A 21,785-nucleotide genomic window follows, 5' to 3' on the forward strand; every position below is an offset into this window, starting at 1 on the left:
CCCTCAACAAAGAGTAAAACGCTTTTAGCCGAACCCTTCGGGCAGCGTTTGCTGGCCATTTCTACTACGTTATCGACTTCTCATGGAGGCTAGCTACACATCAAATCCTCTGCCTTGTATAAATACCCAGCAACTCGCTGCAAAAATCAGCTCGAAAGGTCAACACGCCCTAGTTATTATGGTTAAAATGAACCCGCCGCTTAGTCACTCTTAGTTACCTAACAAGAATAGCTTTGGGTTCATTTAGCTTCAGTTCAAAAACTGTCGACTATTTCGCTTGGCTATTTAAATAAGCTCTATGTGAAATATCTGTCCATGAGCGTACTTGCTCTAGGTAGCTTGCTTGTGAAGCTTGAATCTCTTTTGCCAATGCATCTTTCTCAGCGTGCTTAGCAAGTAGGCGATCGTTCGCTTCTTTCAGTGCAGACATAACCTCTGGTGGGAAATCTTTAACTTGTACGTCTGGGTATTCTGTTTTCATTGAAACCCAGTTCTTTCCACTTTCGTGCGTTGCTTGTGTATACATGTCGTAAGCCGCTGTACGCATTGCAACACGCAAGATTTCTTGTAAGTCTTCAGGCAGCTTGTTCCAAGTACGTTTGTTTACTAGGAATTGAAGCTCTGAACCCGGCTCATGCCAACCTGTGTAGTAGTAAGGCGCGATCTTGTGGAAACCCATTCGTAAATCAAGAGATGGACCCACCCACTCTAGTGCATCGATCGTGCGACGCTCTAAAGACGTGTAAAGCTCACCTGGGGCAATATTGGTAGGTTTAGCACCTAGCTCCGCAAGGATCTCACCAGCAAAGCCTGGGATTCGCATTTTCAGACCTTTTAGATCTTCAACGCTGTTGATCTCTTTTTGAAACCAACCACCCATCTGAATATCCGTGTTACCACCTGGGAACGACATTAGGTTGTGTGGAGAGTAAACCTGCTCCATCAACTCCATACCGCCACCGTGATAGAACCACGCATATTGTTCAGCTGGCGTCATACCGAAAGGCATAGAAGTGAAGTAAAGAGTGTTTGGAACTTTACCTTTCCAGTAGTAAGAGCCTGAGTGACCCATGTCGTATTGACCAGACTTAACCATGTCAAAAACGCCAAGCGGTGCTTTGTGTTTGTTTGCTGAATCGATTCTGATTTGCAGTCGACCATTCGACATCTTCTCAGCCATCGCAGCCATGTTTTTGGTTGCATCACCGAAAACAGGGAAGTTTGGTCCCCATGTTTCAGCGAGTTTCAAGCGATAAACCTTATCAGCAGCTGTGGCGCCAGTTGCGACCAAAGCTAAACAAGCCGCTGCAGTAACCGCAACGTTTTTAAAAACTCGTGTGAGGGAGTTAGAAATGAGACTCATGTTCACGTCCTTTTGTTGGATTAACACTCTTTCTGTGAGTATTTTTTATGGTTCAACATAAGAGTGCACCTTGATGAGGCAACTAGATATCAGGGAGAGCACGCACGACAGACCCACACAAACTGCGTATTAGACCAAAGGATTACGTAGAACTACGTAGGAGATAATTTAGCGATGTCGATTTTAAAGGCTCTGGGAGATTCGTTAGGGTAATTAGTATTGATAAATACCTAAGTAGTTATAGTGAAACTGCATTAACAATTGATTTCCATTTCGTGAGGAAGCTCTATTCTCGCCACACATCGAATACGCACTTAAATGCATTCAACCCATGAGAATCAAAGTTTCAGAGAATCAGACGCCCTACTTTGGTGCTTACTGATTCGAAACATGGGACACGCGAAAGACAGGTGAATAACGGAAGGGGCCAGCCGATTGGAAGTAAGGCTTCTGGGGCTAGGTTCGAATGCTAGGTTTGAATATGAGTATGGGTTTAGGGGGTTGGATTTAGAGATTGAGATTAACATGATCCGTCAGATACAAAAAAGCCTCGATAATCGAGGCTTAAAAACTTTAACGAAGCGAATGTAATCCCGCGGGATTACATAGCTTTGTAGATAACCTTGTTACCTGCAAGTTGCTCTTTCGCTACTAGGTTTTCTTCAAGAAGTTTTTTCAATGCGCCTGTTGCCCATGAAGCTGCTTTCGCGTCTTCTTGACCAGCTGCTAGGCCGATACCTTTAGGGTTAATGCCTTCAGCATTGCTAACAACGATGTCTAGAACTTGTTGTTGCTTAGGAGTCAGTGCTACTGCAACTTCTTTAGTTGCTGCTACTGCAACTTCTTTAGTTGCTGCTACTGCTTTCTCTACCGCTGGTTTTGCTGCTACAGTTTTTTCTGCTACAACTTTCTCTGCGACAGGCTTCGCTTTTTTCGGCGTTGCCACTGCTTTAACTACAGCCGCTTTAGTGCGTTTCTGCAGTTTAGCCTGCACCTTACGCTTATGAGCAAGTCTCATTGAATATTTCTCCAGTTCACTGCTCTTTTCGCAGTGGTGAAAATTTGAAGCGCGATTTATACCAAAAAACCGGAGCTATTTGTAGAGTGAAGCGTCGAAAGTCGACGAAAAATACCGATATTGTCTACTAGCGTCTATTATTTAATCATCGACTTATCAATTCAGGGTCATATACACTGGTTATCCATCCAGACAAAAATATGAAAATTTGGTGTTGCCTATGGACACTCGTCACCTTACAAATTTCTCTTTGCCTTCATTCAAACGTTCGTATCGTATTCTCGCCATCATTTTAGGCTTCGTTTGCTTGATCGTTGCGCTCTACAGTGACAACCCAAAGTTACTGATCGTGGGTGCTTTTTGCATTATTGCCCTACTAGGAGTTGGCTATTATTTAATGTTGCGCAGCAGAGTGATGTTCACCCTCACACCGACTCATTTTCAGCAGCATTTTTATAAAGGCGGGTGGGTTTTAAAATGGAATAACATCCAAAAGATTGGGCTTTGTACCTATGAGCAAGATGGATGGCACCAACCTCTTCCTTGGATTGGTATCAAGGTTAAAGATTACTCGCCCTACCTCGATTCAATTTGCCCTAAAATCACTTGTGAATTACTGCTCAGCCAACGAGCACTTTTGTACTTGGGAGCGAAGCAAGCGGGTAAAGAATCGAACTTTGAAGATATGGTTTTAGACTCATCGCATTACCATGCGCGCTGCACTGAGAGCGGTTGTGTGGAACTGAACAGATATAAAGAGTCACAAAATACTGACGAGGTTATCTTCAACGATAGCCAAACACAGACTAGCCCAGATTCATCCCATGAATCGAAATCCCATAAATCGAATGCGCAAAACGCAGTGATTAAAGACTATTCAGGATTGCAGGCGATGCTTGCCAACAGAATGAAATATCAGAGGGGTTTCCACGGCTACGATATTTTCATATCAACTCAAGATTTGAATATGAGTGGAGAAGAGTTTATTGGACTTGCTCGACGCTACTTGGCGGCTGCCGGGCGTCTTTCTGATTAAAATTAAACAGGTTTAAAAATAAACTCGCACGCAATAAAAAAGCTTAGCTTTCATAGGAAAAGCTAAGCTTCATTTTCAATCGTTCTTCTATTAAATCAAAGACCTAGTACAGAGGCATTTCATCTGCTACGAATGGGTTTGATGCGCGCTCACGGCCAAATGTTGACTCAGGACCATGACCCGGTACGAATGTTACATCACTGCCTAGCGGCCAAAGCTTAGTCTTGATTGAAGCAATTAGCGTGTTGAAATCACCTTGAGGGAAATCCGTACGACCAATAGCACCGTTAAATAAAACATCACCAACAAACGCCATGCGCGCTTGCTCGCTGAACAGTACAACGTGACCAGGCGTATGACCCGGAGTATGAATCACATCAATCACTTGGTTACCAAAAGTAACTTTGTCGCCCTCTTCCAACCATGTGTTTGGTTCAAAGGCTTTGCACAGTGGGAAACCAAACATCTGGCTTTGATTCTCTAGACCTTGAAGCCAAAAGTTATCGGCTTTATGCGGGCCAACAATGTTCACGTTCAAGATCTCAGCAAGCGGTACTGTTCCGCCCACATGGTCTAGGTGACCGTGAGTCAATACCAAATTCACCACTTTAACACCTAACTCTTCGATGATAGCAGCCAGTTGCTGAACATCACCGCCCGGATCGACAACAATGCCTTCCATTGTCTCATCACACCACACAATTGAGCAGTTTTGAGAGAACGAGGTAACAGGGACAACTTGATACTTAAGAGACATATACAAACCTTAGAGGGCAAACTGAAATTTGGGCAAACTATGACATTGGATGTCTACTTTGACAAGTCCCTACCGTTTCGCTCGCAATCTAAGCCTAGCGCTACCAGCTGCGAACTGGGCCAGTATCGATATGGATAAAGTTGCTACGTGCATAATAACCGACACCACCCGCATTCAGGCTTTTAGCTACGTCTCTTAATTCTTTTAGGTTGACGCCATCAATACGGAAATCAATCGCTTTACCCAACATGTGGTAGCTCTTCTTAGCTACGCCACTCGACTTAGAGCGCAATGCTTCATTGGTCGCAGGAGAACGGTAACCAGAGATAATTTGAACTTCTTTTTGAATACCTAAGACATTTTGAATCTGAGTGATCTGATCAAACAGGTTCTTATCCATTGGGTGAATTTCATTACGGCGGAAATCGCGACATAATTTGCTGAGGCGTGCCATCTCGTCACCAACATAGTTAGTGCCATCGAAATAACAGGTCTCTAATCGTTCACCAGTGTGAAGATTGTTCATGCTAATCGTTCTTGGTTGATCAGGGTATGAAGCAAAAGCGATAGAAGGAGTAATTGAGGCGACAACAGCGGTACCACCAGCGTAAGTCAGAAACTGACGGCGTGAAAATAAACTTTGAGACATACAGCAAAAAAACCAATTATATCGAACGAAAAATGCACGATACATAATGGTAATTGCTGCGTCAACGTACAAAAACCGCCCAAAAGGTTAGTATTTGTAACCTTTGCACGGTTAGTTATTGATCCACATTATAATTTTATCAATAGAAGCTTGGTTGTCATTTTTTGGTCAAGATCACCCTTATTGGCTTCACTGATAATTAACCACCCTCTTTATCATATTGATAGATGTCACCACGATACTGTATGCCCCCTTCTTCAAACAATACGGTTTGATAAATGATATGTACGGGGATTCGCTTCTTGAGGCGAACCTTAGTATTAGGAGCAAGGTCGTTACTTTGGTTAGGGACTTTCCTTACCTTGGTGGCAAACAACAATTCAGCCAATTCCTCTGCATGTTCGACACGTATACAACCTGAACTATAAGCTCGGAAGTCATCATTAAACAGGCCTTTACTTGGTGTATCGTGCAGGTAGATGGCTCGCTTGTTGGGTGTGTTGAACTTGTACAAACCTAGTGCATTACGTGAGCCCGCCTGTTGACGCATTCGATACGGGAACGAATTGAAATTGATGGTCTGCCAATCGATATCTGTGGTGTCGACGGTTTCCATGGTGCGCCAACCATCAATAACCTGGAAGTTGTGTGTTTCTAGGTAGCTTTCGTCCGCTTTTACTTTAGGCAAGATGTCTTTCACCATGATTTTCCATGGTACGTTCCAAGTCGGGTTTAGGATGACCGAATCGAGATTTATCTCTAAAAGTGGTGTTTTTCGCGACTTTCTGCCCACCACGACTTTGGACTCAAAGACCTCTTCGCCGCCTTCCCAATACTTCATATCAAAACTAGGGACATTGACGACGATGAGAGAGTCTCTGTCTCTAGGCCACAAACGAACACGTTCGGCATTCAGAGCCAATGAAGTCAATCGATCATCAAAGCTCATGTTGATCCATTTGATCGTATCTGGCCCGACGATCCCATCGTCTGTAAGGCCGTGCATGCGCTGAAAAGATTTAATCGCCGTTTGCAGATCTCGATCGAACTCGGGAAAATCGACCGCGATCATCGAGGTATCAACACCAACCAAAGCAATGCGCTCAACAAGAACCGTTTTGTCTGAAAGCTGATCACCTAATCGCTTTAAACCTTTCTGTCTATATCGTTCGATATTGAGTTCAGAGGCGGTTTCTAACACCGAATAGGTTGCTTTAAATTGGTCAAAATCCCCAACAGGCGGCGCGTAAGACAACACCATTTCCAATAAGTAATCATTGGCGACGCTGCTTTTCAATCTCATCAGAATATGCGGAGAAGGCGCGGGTAATTTGGAATGCAGCTTGCCCGAGAAGTACCACTCTTTACCGGCAAGTGGCGCATTTTCAACGTAGCTTAGGTAATAGATAAAAGTATCGGTGAGTAATATGTCCAACTCTTGCCATTGAGCATGGGATTGATAGTGACGAATTTGCTTGAGTTGTAGATCGAAGAGTGGTGCCATTTGAGCTTGTTCGAGAAGCGACAATTGAAATTCAAACGCCTTAACAAGTTCAGGAGAATCCCAAAGAATAGGCAGAGATGAGTCTTGATAGATACTCTGGGTAAGCTCTGGATAAATCAGCATAAAAGAGAGCTCTGAATCAGCCGGAATAAATCGGCTCTCGTCAGAACTCGTATAGCTCCATGCGTGCACAGAAACTAGAACTAATAATCCACAGAAGTATTTTGCGAACATGCTTAACTCCATCACCAACCATCTCATAAGTATGGCAAAGAAATCGGAGTAAGCATGTTATTTTTAAGAGGCTTTATAAATCAGATTGAACTCCAATGGTTGTCCCACTGGACCGATGATTGCTGAGTTGATTTCTCATAAGGCTTGCTCTGGCTTACCACACTTCCCGCCCCAGAGCTTAATCGAAACTCACCATCAAGCAGCACAGCACCAGAAGCGTCAGATAATGCAGACAGTTCTGCTAATTCTTTGGTTTCTTTAGACCAAATACCGTAGCAGTTGCCTCTTGGCGAAGTCGCAATAATCCAATCGTCTGACGCCGCAATACTGGCGATATAGTGATTGAACCTTGCCCATTGCTCTGGCTCTGCGTTAAGTGATTCAAACTGGCCTCCTTTAGTATGCATCGCCAATAGCGAAGGATACTCATCTGGTTCACCACGATATTGCTGGCCACAAAGCACGGTTTCAGCACCATCATGGGCTAAGTGTCGAATGCTCAGCTTCTTATCCAACAATTCAACCTGATCAAGTAACACACCTTCAGGAGAAACATAACTCAAGCTCGGCTGCATCGAATCGAGGTTTTTCGGTGTTCTACCATCAGTATGAACGCCACCAACGCCGATCGCGAGATTACCATCCGGCATGATGATCACTTCATGAGGCCCAATACCAAAACCGCTGAACTCTTCGACCTTACGATAGCCTTGCGCGACATCGTAAACGCCAATCACACCTTGGCTGCTGTCCGTTTTCCCTTCAGTGGCATACAGTAACTTGCCATCTAATGAGTAAACGCCATGACCATAGAAGTGACGGTTGTTACCTTTCACGACCATTTTGATCTGCTGACCGTTTTTATAGTCAAACACCATAAAATAGTCACCAGGACGACGAGCAAACACCACCGCATGTGATGAAGTTGGGCAAATCGCGACGCCATGACCACGATCTGGGATCGGCAGTTGACTCAATGGCATTCCATATTCGTCAGCCACAACCGCTGAATATTGACCTCGCCCATTCAGCGCACAACCGATTAATTGAGGCTCACTAGATGAGCTCACAGCACCAGAGCGACTAGCGCAGCCAAACGGAAGCAATGGAACAGCTGCACAACCCAGTGCAGCTTTGAGTAGCGTTCTTCGCGTAGTATCAGTCACCATCGGTAGCATTAAATCCTATTACCACGCCAAGCTCTATCGCCACTTCTTCATGAATGAGGTACTTCAAACGTTCTAGTTTGTTGTATTGAGTCAGCACATCTCTATAGCCCTCTTTGCTCTGCAATAACTCAAACAAGCTTGAGTCTGTAGGCCAAGTATCTAGCGTCAATGTGAACTGGTCAGCAACGCGATCAGCTAGGTCGTTTAAGCCCTTCTCTCTCAACAAGCCGTCTAGACCATTGCCATCGGCAAGGTACAAATTCTGAAGTGCTGCTACATTCGCTTTTAGTTGAGTCATCGAGGTTTGTGCACGCCATGATTCTGAGAAGTAAGGACGCGGATGACCAATTTTCGCCATCGGGCGACTCAGCTTTTTCATGCTGTAATCAAGTTGGTTGGTCAATAAAGCGATGTATTCAGACTCCCAGCGAGTCTCGTCTAGCGCTAGCCAAGGGTTAACCTGCCATGCCTGTGCAATCGAAGATGACTTAATCGCTAAGTTTTCAGTAATCGCTTGTGATGATTGGCAACCTAGCGCTTTGTCTTCAAGCAGTGGCGATTGCTCGTCATAAAGCGACCATTCCAACGCACCTAGCCCTTGAACGGTCACACTCTGCTGCGCGATTTCGTCTTGAGTCCAAGCTTTGTTCTGCTGAGTTAGCTGACGCATCTTAAGACCCGTTGTGTTCTTTTTGTCTGGCCAGAATTGAACATTCCAGCTCTCTTCAAGCGCTGCTGTTGGGCCTCTTTCTTGGCCTTGTAGTGCCATCCAGCTGTTCATGGTGAGCTGCCACTGATTTTTCAACGCATCTAGTTCTACATTGTTGGTTTGGCAATAACCCTGCATCAAGACTTCTAGCTCGTTGGCTTGCTTGGCGAATAGGACTGCAGAATCAAACTCTTGTTGATAGACACTGCGACTGATGTGATCGGTCGTATCTGCTTGATAAGAAACACCATTAACCTCAGATGAAGCAGCTTGCTCACCCGATGATTGGCAGCCTGCCATGATTAATACCGACAAAGGCATTAACAAAAATTTATGCGTCATGCTGTTACCTTACTTCCTAATTTTTCTTTTAATTATATGAGTTCATTAAATACCAAACGACCGCTGAACTCGTATTCCTACACGTTCAGCGGTTGTGTTCTTTGGGTTAACTCGATCTTTGAATGTCTGAATCTCAGACCGACTATAGCGAATTCAAAAACGCCAGTAGTGCTTCACGCTCAGTGGCATTCAAAGACAGAACGTTTTGTTTCGCCATTTCTGCTTCACCACCGTGCCAAAGTACCGCTTCCATAACGTTTCTTGCGCGACCGTCATGAAGCAGGAACGTATGACCATTCACTTCTTTGGTATAGCCTAATCCCCATAATGGCGTCGTACGCCACTCTTGGCCATTGGCAAGATATTCAGGGCGATTGTCGGCTAAGCCTTCCCCCATATCGTGCAACAACATATCGGTATACGGACTGATTAATTGCTTAGACAACGCAGGTAACCCTTCACGCTCTGCTGTGCGAATTTCAGCTTGGTGGCAACTCTGACAACCAACGTCTTTGAATAATTTTTTACCTTGCACGACGGCTGGGTTGTCGACGTTGCGACGAATAGGGACCGCTAAATGCTGCGAATAGAACTCAACAAAATCTAGAATATTGTCGCTGACTTCTGGCTCGCCACCATTCGGAAAATCATCACAGGTTGATTGCGCTGATGTGCAGTTTTCATTCGGGAATAAGCGACTCGTTAAGCCCAAATCACCGTTAAACGCAGCCGCATTTTGCTGTATTAGGTTTGGCTGGCCAGCTTTCCAACCGAATCGACCCAACGCCATATCGTTAGTTTGAACATCAAGAACGTAGTTCGCTTTGCCTGAAACACCTTGCTTGTCGGCCAACTGCTGTTTAGCAAATCCGAGAATCGTTTCTTGCGGGATGCTTTCAAGTAAACCAAGGCCAATCATTGGCGGCGCAACACGAGCTGAAAACTCAGTTTTAGGATGCATCTCGCCAAAGGCAAGATCAGTAATCTTTAAAATTGGTTTACGCAAAGTAACGACTGTACCGTCTTTGAATTCAACAGGAACATCGGTGTAGCTGATGTTCACTTTGCCCTCGGGTTTTACACCTTGAAGCGCGAAATCTTGTAACTGGCCGCCGTAAGTTGGTTCAGGAATACCACCATCACGAATGAAGGCTTGTCTCTGCTCTGGCGTTTCAGCAGGGATACTTAAGCGGACCAACAATGAAACCGCGTTCTGGTCATCTTTTTCAGGCGCATGACCACGACCATCTTTGATGTGACAGTTTTGACAACCGTTGGTATTGAACAATGGACCTAATCCATCACGCGCATCGGTTGATGACGGCGCAGGAACCCAAGGGTTTCTAAAGAAGCTGTTACCTACGCTGAAATCCAAACGTTTGCTCATTGGAAGGTTGGCTGCAGGAAGAGAAAAAGCGTTCGCGCCCTCTTTCTTTACTGTGGTTTTGCCTCCAGAGTAGGTTTCATGGGCGTGCAATGGAGATAAGAAAAACAGTGCGGTTAATAGTGAGGCTGAGAGATACGACTTCATACATTGCCTTGCTGTGTTTTTGATTTTAGTTTTAGTTTTTATTAGAGAGTAACTTTTTTGAATAACAAACAATTAAGGGCTCAATAAGAGCCCTTACATTAGTTCTATACCAATCACAGTAAGTAAGTGATCAGAAATAGCTCAGGAAAAAGGCTTGAGAACAAGGCGTGATTTTCTGATAAGTAGTTATTCTACAATCAAAAATTACAACGCAGTTATCGAGCGTTTTAACTAGCTAGGCTGACCAGTTATTTACTACGATTGGTATTAACCTCGGGTTCTTAGAACTCGTGATCCGCTGTGTCTGGGTTTAGGCTATCAATGCCAATAACACCAGCAGCACGCTCGATTGCAGCGGTTTGAGACACTAGCGCAACAATTGTTTTGTTTACTAGCGCGTTACCTGCAGCGTTGTCAGCAGCAATTAGCTGATCGAAGTGCTGGTTATTTTTCTCTGCTGACACAACAAGTTGACCAACTTGCGCACGTGCTAGGTCAAACTGCTTTTGAATCTCTTTCGCCGCTTGCTCGTCTTTTTGCTCTACTAGGTCAAACAGGCTAGGACCAGAAAGTAGAGAACCATCTTCACGCTTGTACAAGCCGGTGTATACGTTGTAGATACCTTGCTCGTTGTAGTAGTGAGAGTTATGCGTGTTATCCGAGAAACAATCATGCTCGTCTTCAGTAGAGTTTGCTTCTAGTGCAACTTTCATACGCTCACCCGCTAGTTCACCTAGAGATAGTGAGCCCATACCAAATAGCATTTTACGTAGGCCGTTCTCGCTAGATTCAGAAAGAAGCTCTTGACGGTAGTTGCCTTTCTCGCCTTCAGCCCACTGCTTTTCCATCCACTCTAGGTCTTGGATAAGTAGTTCAGCTGATGCTTTTAGGTATGCGCCACGACGGTCACAGTTACCATTAGTACACTCAGCACCAACAACGAAATCAGTGTAAGCACGCTCACCTGCACCGCTGTTAGTACCGTTTAAATCTTGGCCCCAAAGTAGGAATTCAATCGCGTGGTAGCCAGACGCTACGTTCGCTTCAGAACCACCGATCTCGTTCAGGTCTGCAATTAGCTCTGGAGTAATGTTAGTTGCGTCTACTGTTGTCTGACCAATTTGGAAAGTCTTATTTGCAACGATGTTTGCGCTAGCGCCTTCGTTACCAAGTTCATATTGGTAATCAGTCGAAACGTAATCGATAAGGCCTTCATCTAGCGGCCATGCATTTAATTGGCCTTCCCAATCATCTACAACAACGTTACCAAAGCGAAATACTTCAGACTGTTGGTAAGGTACACGAGAGTCTAGCCAAGCTTGCTTTACTTGTTCGAAATTGCCAGCAGAAGGAGAAGCTAAGAAGGTATCAATAGAAGAGTTCAACGCTTTTGCTGTAATTACTGAATCTGCAAACACTGCATGAGCAATATCGGCGTAATGTTCTACAACTTGATCTTGAGTTACTGCTGCAAAAGAAGAAGCAGAGGCAAAAATGAGTGACGAAGTTACGGCTTTTGTCACTAAAGATTTAATGGTCATGAAGCATCCTTGTTGAGCTTTGAATTATTATTCGTAGTAATAGTGCAAACCATTATCATTTACACTACAGATTTGAATAATACAAACTTACAATTTTATTGCAAGATAAATACAAAAAAACCTCACACTTGTGAGGTCTTTAAATACTTTTGTGCTATAGCAATAAAAGGAAGCTTATCAAATATCCAGATTATGCTTACCGTGTGAGACTTTCGCCTTCAGGTAACTCTCATTTCCCGACTTGATATGTGCAGAAGTATTCACCACTTCTTCAATCTCAATACCGAAAGATTTCAGCTCATTGATCTTCTTAGGGTTGTTAGTAACCAAGCGGATTTTTGTGGTTCCTAAAGCGCGAAGCATTTCTGCCGCTTCGGTAAAGTCGCGTAAATCATCACCAAAACCTAGGTGGTTATTCGCTTCATAGGTGTTCATGCCTTCGCTTTGCAGACGGTACGCATCGATTTTGTTATACAAACCAATACCACGACCTTCTTGGCGTAAGTAAAGAATCACTCCCCCCGTCTCACCCATAATTCTGATGGTTTCATCTAACTGCTCACCACAGTCACAGCGAGAAGAATGAAAAACATCACCAGTCAGGCACTCAGAGTGCATACGAACAAGAGGTATGTCTTGTGTCTTATCCGCTGATTTAAATATCACAGCAACATGCTCTTTATCTGTTTTCAATCCATGAAAAGACAGAAGTTCAGCATCAATACTGCTTGTTACCCCTACTTTGAAATCTATTCTGGCACGCACTTCCGCCATAGCTATACTCACTTGAAAATTCGATGTATTTAACAACACTACACTATATGTCTAGGCAATATTTTGTAGCTAACTATCTAATGATAGACACTATGAGGCTGTTAACAATTTTTTTCAAGGTCGACCACGTACAAATTGTTATATTATAACAATTAATTTTCTAGGTAACAAAAAACCCCACGTTGGGATGACCAACATGGGGTTATAAATCAATCAATTGCGGCTAAGACTACACTTTTTGCGGAACGATCAGCTTAGTTGAGTTTGCTTCCAGATAACAAGCTGCACCCAAGCATTCTCTAATTCACTTAACTCTTCTTGTGTCAGTGTAGAGATGCTCGACTTTGCACTGTATTTTTCTGCCCATTTATCAGAACGGACATGAGTATAGAACTCTTTTTTTAAATTTGAGATTACGTTATCCACAAACACATCCTTATATAACAGTGCTTAGCCTTTATAATCCGTTAATATTACAAAATACAGCTCAATTGGTAAACAGTAATACACAATTTTTATGAGTCATTCCTAACACTCGCTACTGATAAATATACAAACAAAAGAAATAATAGGCTCGGTAACAACCAAAGTAATATGTTTGAAACACTCATTGCTGGCTTATAAAGCACAAATTCACCAAACCTTTCTGTCATGTACTGAGTGATTTCATTGTTACTCTTCCCTGCTTTCACCATATTGAATACAACAAGGCGTAAATCTTTTGCTATGGGAGAGTTCGACTCAATCAGATTTTGATTCTGACATTGTGGGCAGCGCAGCGATTTTGCCAAACTAATAGCACGCTGTTGTTGATTAGGGCTTTCAAACTCAAATAACTCTACCTGAATGCTTGTATCTTTATCACTCGCCGTAAACAAGTCCTCGGCTATTACAGGGAAGTTGACGACAATAGCGGCGCTAAGTGTGAGCACTATGTTGAGCAGGAACTTCATCATCCATTTGTACCTTTAAAATAGTGAGCGAGTTCTTTGCGCCAAACCGATTCATTAATCACACCTAGCAACTTCTTCACTATTTGGCCTTCAGCATCGACTAAATACGTCTCAGGAGTCCCTATGACACCGAGTTCTAAAGCCAACTTCCCTTGAGGATCACTGATCACAGTTGCGTACGGATTGCCGTCGTTGGTTAATACATTGAGCGCAGCACCGGGATTATCTCGATAATTGAGACCAACAATTGGAATACCTTCCTTTTGTAGTTCGAGCAAAAAAGCGTGCTCGGTTTTACATATTCCGCACCATGAAGCCCATACATTGACCAGTTGGTAAGGATGTTGAGTAATATCAGTAAGCGTAAGCTTAGCCGTTTCAGAGCTTAATATTTCAGAGCTTAATGCTTCAGAATCGAATGACTCATCAGTAACGAGTTTTTCTGCCGTAAATTCAGGGAAAGCCCTTTTTTGCTCTGAAACGCTGGTCGTTTGTTGCTTACTGTCGAGCGCATATGAAAATGCAACGACCAAAGCAAAAGCCACTGAAAATAGAGCAATGAGTTTATTACGAACGCTGGTATGCATACTGTGCAGCCTTAACGGTTTTCTTTTTACGATTGGTCAGTGAAAGCACAGCACCTAGAATTGAGAACAGCCCACCGAACCATATCCAACGAGCATACGCTTTATACTGAACTCGAAATGCATAAGCGGTAGCGTCAACTTTCTCACCCATGGTGATATACACATCGCCATGCCAGAACCATTTCATTGCGGGCTCGCTCATGTTCATCACTCGAACTTGGTAATGTCTTCTTTCAGGTGTAATGGAAAAATCTTGCTCGCCAGTATCTAGCTTAAGTATCGCCTTTTCAGCGGTAAAATTTGAAGCGACATAAAGCTCTGTATCTTCATGAGCAAGCGTCCAATCCATGAACTCTACTTGTGCTCCTGGGCTCAGTTTATAGCTGCGCTCAAACGAGTGGTAGCTATTCATTGCCGCACCTACCGCTAATACCGCGACACCAACATGGGCAAATGTCATCACCCAGACTTTTCGTTGGAACTTGGAACTGCGCGTTACCGCTAAGCCATAAACATGAGTGAGTAAAACCCAAAATGCGAGTGCCCATGTCATCAGAGCTATCACTTGTCGTTGGACTTGTTCCACTTGCCATGAATAACAAACGTAACCCAATGCCAACGACACCAAAGCTAACAATGAAATAACACCTTTGGTTGCTTGAGGTTTAACACTCAACAATGGGGCTAAGCCAACCACGCCAAGTGCGAGCAAAGCCAAAGGCGCAATCAGTAGGTTAAAGTATGGCGCACCGACCGATATGTTACCTAACCCAAGCAGTTCAAAGACCATTGGATAAAATGTACCAAACGCCACAACAGCGGTCGCTAATACAAAAATGAGCACCGCAACTAGGCTTAAAAAGCTCTTACTGGCGAAGCTAGTAATCGGGTTAGATTCAAAAGATTCCCCTCTGATGATAAGAAGAGAGAAAGAGCTCACTAGCACCAACATCAATATAAGTAGTAGTGCGATACCTTTGGTCGGGTCGACAGCGAAAGCGTGTACTGATGTGAGTACACCAGAACGAACAATAAATGTGCCTAATATACTCAAACAAAATGTAATGAAAGCAAGGCTTAGAGACCACTTCAGAAGCTGTTGTTTACCTTTGGCAACACCTAAACAATGCAGCAAGGCTGTCGAAGTGAGCCACGGCAACAAACTGGCATTTTCAACAGGATCCCAGAACCACCAGCCGCCCCAACCTAATTCGTAATACGCCCACCAAGAGCCAAGAATGATCCCTGCGGTTAAAAAGATCCAAGCGACTAGACACCAACTGCGACAATGAGCAACCCAATCAAACTCAATAGGGTCAACCAGCAAAGCGGCAACTGCAAATGCCAGCACCACAGAAAAGCCGACATAGCCAAGGTAAAGCAATGGAGGGTGAAAGATCAGGCCGACATCTTGTAACATTGGGTTAAGGTCACGCCCTTCTAGCGGCAAGATCGAATTCATTTCAAATGGGTTTGATGAAAATAAGGTGAACCAAGCAAATATCGCGAGCAGTAGATTCATTACCCACAACACACGGCTTTGGTATTCATTCGAATAGTGTTTTTGTAAGGCAATCACGCCAGACCAGACGCTGATCGTCAGTACCCAAAATAACAAAGAACCTTCATGGCCCGCCCATACGGCTGCTAGCTTAAAAAATGAGGGTAATTGAGTATTTGAATGTTCAGCGACATAGAGAATAGAGAAGTCATCACTGACAAAAGCATAGCCAAGCAATGCGACAGAAGTGAGAGAAAACAATGCACTTGAAAGAGAGAAACTGCGGATTAAACTTATATTTTGCGTCCGTTTGTTTAGCATTTGATAAAACGAATGCACACCAATAATGCTACTGAGTACAGCAACCAACACTAAACTAAACAGCCCCAAAGAACCGACCATATCACCTCAATAAGGCTCCGCTAGAGCAGAGCCGATCTGAACACGCATCTCATGTTTACTAAAAGCATGTTCATTAATAAGCAGATGTCTAGTATCCAACATCTGCTCACTAATAAACTTGCGCGAAATTAAGCTATCGTTAACTGCCCTGCATAAAGGACAAAAGTTCGCAGCATTAATACGCCCATTAGGCTTAACGAAGTCACGGAGAAAATATACACCGAGCTATGGCGGATTGATGTTGGTGTGACGGCATTCAACAACAACGGTAAAACCATACCAACACCGATGACGCCATACCAGAACCAACTCGCCCAGAAACCACTGCCAATTGCGTTCCATACTGCTTGTTCACTTTGACCGCCAGCGAAGATCAGCCCAGTAAAGAAAGTAATAAGAACAAACAACTCAAACATCACAACCGGGCGTTCAAAACCGTGGATCCATGAAATACTCGGGCTATGAGGTGACTCTTTAAAGACCAACACACCAAATAAAATACACGCCGCCGCTCCCGAAGATAAGCTCGAGAATAAGAACAAAATCGGCAGCACTGGGTTATTCAATAGTGGGAAAGTATTTAAAGCTGAAAGCAAGAATCCGGTATAAGCGGCAAGCATCAGAGCAAGAACAGCTAAGAATATTTCCAGAGCATTCTCAAACACTTCTAATTTGCCAATCCAATTACCGACAAAATCAAGTCGCCCTTTTAGCCATGCTTGATCATTCAAGAACACGACTATTTGATCTCTAAATATAATGCCGATCCAAAGGAATAAGATCACCATATATACTTGGAATAAGATCACACCCATCGACATCACAGACGTTGGATTATAGAAGATCATGATCTTCCAAAAGGATAATGGTTTTGTCAGGTGGAAAACCAAGATAAGCAAACCTGAAATGATCCCAAATGGCGCAAGAAAAGCCGTGGCCTTTAACACACCATTATGAGCAGGATCGCCTTCAATGACCTTACGTTTTAGGTAAATGGAGATCATTACGGCACCCGCCGACATCCCCGCGAGAAATAGATAGATTGCTATAATCCAGTCCCATACCACCGTACCAGACTGAAAAGCTGCGTCCCATGCACTCATAATCAAATCTCCCCTTTTTGGTGCGGCACTTTATAGAGTTTTGGCTGAGTACCTAGATAAGCTTTATCTCTGTAAACCACCTCAGATTGAAGCACCTGGTTTATCTCACTCTCAGGGTCATTTAGATCGCCAAAGACCAGCGCATTGGTCGGGCAAGATTCGACACAAGCTGGCAACTTCCCTTGTGCAAGATTGGTATCACGACAGAAGTTACATTTATCTGCGGACTTGTTCTCAGGATGGAAAAAGCGCACTTGATATGGGCAAGCCAATAGACAATAGCCACAACCGACACACTTCTCTTGATGAACGTCGACAATGCCGGTTTTTTCATCTTTGTAGGCCGCGCCTGTTGGGCAAACCATCACACAAGGTGCGTTATCACAATGCTGGCAAGAGTTACGAGTAAAACGGTAATCAACATTGGGATATTCGCCTTGGGGTTCGCTCTTAATAATTTCTAAGCGCGACACGCCTTCAGGTACTTTATTCACTTCACGACACGCTTCTGTACAAGCAGTACAACCAATACACGCGGTTTCGTCATGAATCATTCCATAACGTTTAGTGCCATCTTCTTGAACATTAGCTAGCGTCTTGCGACTTGTTACTGCCGCAGTTCCCGCTACACCTGTGGTAAAAATAACGGCACCAGCGCCTGCTAAAAAGTTTCTTCTTGAGCAGCTCATAGATTACTCCTCTTCTTTCTTCTGGTTGAAGTCTGAATGGCAATCCACACACAGCTTGATGGTTTGCTTCTTATCTAAGCCCAACACCTTTGCTTCAGTCGCATGAACATCATGACAGTTTGAACACGTTAAGTTTTGCGCGTGAACATCGTGAGTCCAGCTAGCTTCACGCAGATCATCAGGTTTGTGACAATCGATACATTGGCTATTGGCATCTAAAATTAAGCTAGGATCGAGGAAAACCTTTTCGGTTCCTGGTTGTGATTGAGCCGCGCGATACTTCACCACTTCAGGCGCACCTTCACGGTGATCGGGGCTAATTGAACTATGACAATCGGTACAATTTACTTCACGGCCAAGTAAAGCGTGTGCACTTTCACCATGTGAACCCAATACCGTTTCTTTTGAATCTTTATGGCATTGAACACACTTGTAGTCTTTGTCGCGGATTAATTCGACTTCATGTCTTGTTGATTCTCCTACTGGCGTAACAGCAGGCTCAGCAACAGCATGAATGGAATAACCATAGAGGCAGAATGCTAGAAGGGATTTAAGCATTATGACTATGGCCAATTTAATATTGCCCATTTTATCCTTTCCTTATACCGGCATTATTTAACTCTCAACTAAATAATATTCCGGTTAAACAAAAGTACCCTTAAACGATATTATTACCGCTTAAATGATATCAATTCTTATTTTGGATAAGCCACAACGCTTTCTATAGTTAGAATATACCTCTAATTAGGTAATACGAAATTTGGATAGGTTAATCTGTGAACGCAATCACCCTATTTATATCATGGTCAATCTAGGTAATTGATTGTTATATATGATAATAATTCTCAATTGAATTTTAATACCACTAACCCCCTAATACCTCTTTAGGGGTATATAAACTTCAACGTGATTGAAGTCACTACCATTAATTGATCTAAGACAAGCTATATCCAACACGTAACAAAATGTGTTTGTTTATGAATTAATATAAACAGGAATTCTCCAGTTCTTAATTTGAATAGCAAACTCACAACGCTTGGTATAAGAATCAGTATATTGGAGATATCACTGTGAAAAAGCATTGGATACGTAATTCGGTCACAGCACTATTAATGGTTAGCGCATCACTAGCAAGCGCGACCAGTTTTGCTGCGTCTGAACAAAAAGAAATTGGCGACCCTCGTAACGACCAGTTCGAGCAAAACCACCCAGATCAATATCATTCATGGAGACAGACTTCAGAAAGCGAAGTTATTGAAGACGCACTAAAAGAAGATCCAAACATGGTCATCATGTGGGCTGGCTACGGCTTCGCAAAAGATTACAACAAAGCACGCGGCCACTTTTATGCCATTGACGATGTAAGACAAACACTTCGTACTGGCGGCCCAACGGACGAAAGCTCTGGTCCAATGCCAATGGCGTGTTGGAGTTGTAAGAGCCCAGATGTCGCTCGTGTTATCGAAGAGCGTGGTGAAGATGGTTATTTTGAAGGTAAATGGGCGCGTCTTGGCAACGAGATCATTAACCCTATTGGCTGTTCAGACTGTCACGACACCCAAAGCGAAGGCTTTAAGAATGGTGAGCCTGCACTGAAGGTGACTCGTCCTTACGTTGAGCGTGCATTTGAAACGATTGGTAAAAAGTTTGATGAGCAAAGCCGCTTAGACCAACAAGCTTCTGTTTGTGCTCAGTGCCACGTGGAATACTACTTCACAGGGCCAACCAAAGGTGTGAAATTCCCTTGGGACCAAGGTACAACCGTTGGCGACATGGAACGCTACTATGATGCAATCAACTTTAAAGATTGGACGCATAAAGTATCGAAAGCACCCATGCTGAAAGCACAACACCCAGGTTTCGAAACATGGCGCGAAGGCATCCACGGTAAGAACAAAGTCGTTTGTGCTGACTGTCATATGCCGAAAGTGACCAAAGAAGATGGCACCGTTTATACCGACCATAAAGTGGGTAACCCATTCGACCGCTTCGAAGATACGTGTGCAAACTGTCACACTCAATCGAAAGAAACCATGCGTAACATCGTTTCAAGCCGTAAAGCGCAAGTACTGAACATGAAGCTGACAGCCGAGAAACAAATCGTTGCTGCTCACTTTGAAGCAGGCGCAGCATGGGAAGCGGGTGCGACAGAGCAAGAGATGGAGCCTATCCTACTGGATATCCGTCACGCTCAATGGCGCTGGGACTACGCTATCGCGTCTCACGGCATTCACATGCACGCACCTGAAATCGCTCTAGAAGTGCTAGGTACTGCCGTTGACCGCGCCGCGGATGCTCGTACTAAGATTGTTCGTCTACTGGCGAAGAAAGGCATCACCGATCCAATCGAGATTCCAGATATCTCGACAAAAGAAGCGGCTCAAAAAGCGCTTGGAATGGACATGGATAAGATGAACGCTGAGAAACAACACTTCTTAGACACGGTTGTTCCTAAATGGGAAGAGCAAGCTGAAAAGCGTGAAGCCAACTACGAATACTAGTTTCTTCAATTAGACCAATAAGTAAAAACCAGTCACACTATTGTTGTGTGGCTGGTTTTTTTAGGTTTTGGGGGAATACACATCAATATCGAACCCCGATCCACTCGCCAATTCAAGGAATAAACAATGAAAATCTTACTTTCGCTTTCGGCATTATGTATTGCACTACTCAGTTCAGGCGTTCACGCATCTGAGCGTGCTGAGACTGGGTGGGAATTAATAGAGGAAGGCGCATTAGTGGTTGATGTCAGAACACCTGCAGAGTTCGAACAAGGGCATCTAGACAACGCCATCAACTACCCTCTTTCTGAAGTGGCTACTCACTTTGCTAAGATAGATAAAGACCAGCCCATCGTGTTGTATTGCCGCAGTGGCAATCGTTCAGGGCAAGCTTATCAATTCTTGCACGCTCAAGGGTTTACTCAAATCCACAATGCTGGTGGCTTAATCGAAATGCAGGAAAACCAATAGTCTTCGAAATGAGATCTTAAGTAAGATCGTCTCTTTAGCAATTAGCCAAGCTTAACGGATCATCTGTTTGGCTTGGTTGATCGAATGGATAATAGAGACACGATCAATGCCCTTTTGATTGGAATCTAAGATTTGAGTCCACGCATCAATCGCTTGTTGATAGCGCATGCTGATGAAGTGATCGGTCGCAATCAACATCAATGCCGTACGATCATTGGGATCAAGCTGCATTGAGTGCTCCAGCAACGCATTAACATCATCACTCATCGCTTGAGAGCTAAGATAATAAAGTGCGGTTGCTTTGGCAGCATAGAGGCCAGAAGGCGCTTGAGGATCTAAGCGAATCGCATAATCGTAGCAAGTGAATGCCGCATCAAACTCCCCTTTCTGCATGTACACACCACCTAGCTTAAACCACAAGTCGGATTGATTCGGGTCTTGCTCAAGGCTTTGCTGAAGCTCATCTTCGAAATCTGTTGCCGTGTAGTTATTGCTATCATCCAAAGGAAGTTGAGGTAAATCTTGTTTCAGTTGAGACCAAACCAGTACGCTCAAAGCCACTGCAGTAATAGAAATCACCACATTGCCTTTTAGGTGGCTGCCATTGTTGCTCGCGGCAATAACGACCGCGATCAAAAACAGACTCATTAGTACCAACGCAACCAACAACCAGATATCCATTCCACATCCCTTTTATTTAGATCTACCTCTACTCTATCGTTTTCGTACTGCCTCGTTATTGATCAAAGTTTAGCGTTCGAGATTTAGTGCTCAAACTTTTGCATAAAAGCGATAGGTTAAGATTGGTGCTCAGACCTAAGCCAAAAGCCAAATGAAAAGAGAAGAGAAGAGAAGAGAAGAGAAATGACAGGCAATAAAAAACCGAACACTTAGGCTCTAATGCCGATCGTTTAAGAAGACTTGAACGATCTTGCAGTTAGCAGATAATCC

The 21,785-nt window shown here is 43.8% G+C and carries 21 protein-coding genes; 3 read left to right on the forward strand and 18 right to left on the reverse strand.

What is annotated here, in order from left to right; all coding sequences use genetic code 11:
• Nucleotides 1-268: 268 nt before the first annotated feature.
• Nucleotides 269-1,363, reverse strand: a complete 1,095-nt coding sequence (locus ACED53_RS19480; protein WP_029225539.1) for a TRAP transporter substrate-binding protein — start codon at nucleotides 1,361-1,363, stop codon at nucleotides 269-271.
• Between the two features lie 601 nt (nucleotides 1,364-1,964).
• Nucleotides 1,965-2,381: a hypothetical protein gene (locus ACED53_RS19485; protein ID WP_069591665.1), complete on the reverse strand. Its 417-nt coding sequence runs from the start codon at nucleotides 2,379-2,381 to the stop codon at nucleotides 1,965-1,967.
• Between the two features lie 220 nt (nucleotides 2,382-2,601).
• On the opposite strand from ACED53_RS19485, the gene ACED53_RS19490 reads away from it, so the two are divergent.
• The gene (locus ACED53_RS19490; RefSeq protein WP_017101418.1) at nucleotides 2,602-3,417 is read left to right on the forward strand and encodes a DUF2982 domain-containing protein; all 816 of its coding nucleotides are present in this window, start codon (nucleotides 2,602-2,604) and stop codon (nucleotides 3,415-3,417) included.
• 103 nt (nucleotides 3,418-3,520) lie between these two features.
• On the opposite strand, the gene ACED53_RS19495 is transcribed toward ACED53_RS19490, so the two are convergent.
• The 15 genes from ACED53_RS19495 to nrfB form a co-directional block, all read right to left on the reverse strand.
• Nucleotides 3,521-4,174, reverse strand: a complete 654-nt coding sequence (locus tag ACED53_RS19495) for an MBL fold metallo-hydrolase (protein ID WP_004733386.1) — start codon at nucleotides 4,172-4,174, stop codon at nucleotides 3,521-3,523.
• Between the two features lie 100 nt (nucleotides 4,175-4,274).
• Nucleotides 4,275-4,823, reverse strand: coding sequence for a YcbK family protein (locus ACED53_RS19500; protein ID WP_004733385.1), 549 nt, complete (start codon nucleotides 4,821-4,823; stop codon nucleotides 4,275-4,277).
• A gap of 199 nt (nucleotides 4,824-5,022) precedes the next feature.
• Nucleotides 5,023-6,561 carry a murein L,D-transpeptidase gene (locus ACED53_RS19505; RefSeq protein WP_102579883.1) on the reverse strand — a complete coding sequence of 513 codons (1,539 nt, stop codon included), beginning with the start codon at nucleotides 6,559-6,561 and terminating at the stop codon, nucleotides 5,023-5,025.
• 80 nt (nucleotides 6,562-6,641) lie between these two features.
• The gene (locus tag ACED53_RS19510; protein ID WP_032499343.1) at nucleotides 6,642-7,730 is read right to left on the reverse strand and encodes a DUF1513 domain-containing protein; all 1,089 of its coding nucleotides are present in this window, start codon (nucleotides 7,728-7,730) and stop codon (nucleotides 6,642-6,644) included.
• Nucleotides 7,720-8,781, reverse strand: a complete 1,062-nt coding sequence (locus ACED53_RS19515) for an imelysin family protein (protein ID WP_017101422.1) — start codon at nucleotides 8,779-8,781, stop codon at nucleotides 7,720-7,722. Before ACED53_RS19515 ends, ACED53_RS19510 begins: the two co-directional genes overlap by 11 nt.
• A 142-nt stretch (nucleotides 8,782-8,923) precedes the next feature.
• A complete protein-coding gene (locus ACED53_RS19520; protein ID WP_029225541.1) occupies nucleotides 8,924-10,312 on the reverse strand; it encodes a di-heme oxidoredictase family protein in 1,389 nt (462 codons plus the stop codon).
• Between the two features lie 281 nt (nucleotides 10,313-10,593).
• Nucleotides 10,594-11,853 carry an imelysin family protein gene (locus ACED53_RS19525; RefSeq protein WP_009848835.1) on the reverse strand — a complete coding sequence of 420 codons (1,260 nt, stop codon included), beginning with the start codon at nucleotides 11,851-11,853 and terminating at the stop codon, nucleotides 10,594-10,596.
• A 177-nt stretch (nucleotides 11,854-12,030) separates the two neighbouring features.
• Nucleotides 12,031-12,627 carry a GTP cyclohydrolase II gene (gene ribA, locus ACED53_RS19530; RefSeq protein WP_009848836.1) on the reverse strand — a complete coding sequence of 199 codons (597 nt, stop codon included), beginning with the start codon at nucleotides 12,625-12,627 and terminating at the stop codon, nucleotides 12,031-12,033.
• Nucleotides 12,628-12,876: 249 nt separating this feature from the next.
• The gene (locus tag ACED53_RS19535; protein WP_009848837.1) at nucleotides 12,877-13,053 is read right to left on the reverse strand and encodes a hypothetical protein; all 177 of its coding nucleotides are present in this window, start codon (nucleotides 13,051-13,053) and stop codon (nucleotides 12,877-12,879) included.
• 89 nt (nucleotides 13,054-13,142) lie between these two features.
• Nucleotides 13,143-13,583 (reverse strand): cytochrome c-type biogenesis protein, encoded by a 441-nt coding sequence (locus ACED53_RS19540; protein ID WP_017101424.1) that lies wholly within the window; start codon nucleotides 13,581-13,583, stop codon nucleotides 13,143-13,145.
• Complete coding sequence (locus ACED53_RS19545) at nucleotides 13,580-14,167, reverse strand: DsbE family thiol:disulfide interchange protein (protein WP_017101425.1); 588 nt, start codon at nucleotides 14,165-14,167, stop codon at nucleotides 13,580-13,582. The genes ACED53_RS19540 and ACED53_RS19545 overlap by 4 nt, the downstream gene beginning before the upstream one ends.
• Entirely contained in the window at nucleotides 14,148-16,070 is a 1,923-nt protein-coding gene (locus tag ACED53_RS19550; protein ID WP_017101426.1) for a heme lyase CcmF/NrfE family subunit, read from the reverse strand. The genes ACED53_RS19545 and ACED53_RS19550 overlap by 20 nt, the downstream gene beginning before the upstream one ends.
• A gap of 128 nt (nucleotides 16,071-16,198) precedes the next feature.
• Nucleotides 16,199-17,173, reverse strand: a complete 975-nt coding sequence (gene nrfD, locus ACED53_RS19555; protein ID WP_029222996.1) for a cytochrome c nitrite reductase subunit NrfD — start codon at nucleotides 17,171-17,173, stop codon at nucleotides 16,199-16,201.
• Nucleotides 17,174-17,175: 2 nt separating this feature from the next.
• Nucleotides 17,176-17,862, reverse strand: coding sequence for a cytochrome c nitrite reductase Fe-S protein (nrfC, locus tag ACED53_RS19560; RefSeq protein WP_004733373.1), 687 nt, complete (start codon nucleotides 17,860-17,862; stop codon nucleotides 17,176-17,178).
• 3 nt (nucleotides 17,863-17,865) lie between these two features.
• A complete protein-coding gene (gene nrfB, locus ACED53_RS19565; protein ID WP_017101427.1) occupies nucleotides 17,866-18,450 on the reverse strand; it encodes a cytochrome c nitrite reductase pentaheme subunit in 585 nt (194 codons plus the stop codon).
• A 482-nt stretch (nucleotides 18,451-18,932) separates the two neighbouring features.
• On the opposite strand from nrfB, the gene nrfA reads away from it, so the two are divergent.
• The gene (gene nrfA, locus ACED53_RS19570; protein ID WP_017101428.1) at nucleotides 18,933-20,363 is read left to right on the forward strand and encodes an ammonia-forming nitrite reductase cytochrome c552 subunit; all 1,431 of its coding nucleotides are present in this window, start codon (nucleotides 18,933-18,935) and stop codon (nucleotides 20,361-20,363) included.
• A gap of 126 nt (nucleotides 20,364-20,489) precedes the next feature.
• On the forward strand, nucleotides 20,490-20,834 hold the full coding sequence (locus tag ACED53_RS19575; RefSeq protein WP_017101429.1) for a rhodanese-like domain-containing protein: 345 nt from the start codon (nucleotides 20,490-20,492) through the stop codon (nucleotides 20,832-20,834).
• Nucleotides 20,835-20,885: 51 nt separating this feature from the next.
• Here ACED53_RS19575 and ACED53_RS19580 read toward each other — a convergent pair whose 3' ends face one another.
• Entirely contained in the window at nucleotides 20,886-21,515 is a 630-nt protein-coding gene (locus tag ACED53_RS19580; RefSeq protein WP_017101430.1) for a tetratricopeptide repeat protein, read from the reverse strand.
• Between the last annotated feature and the right edge of the window lie 270 nt (nucleotides 21,516-21,785).

This window comes from Vibrio sp. 1F169 (genome assembly GCF_041439605.1).
Lineage (GTDB): Bacteria > Pseudomonadota > Gammaproteobacteria > Enterobacterales > Vibrionaceae > Vibrio > Vibrio tasmaniensis_A.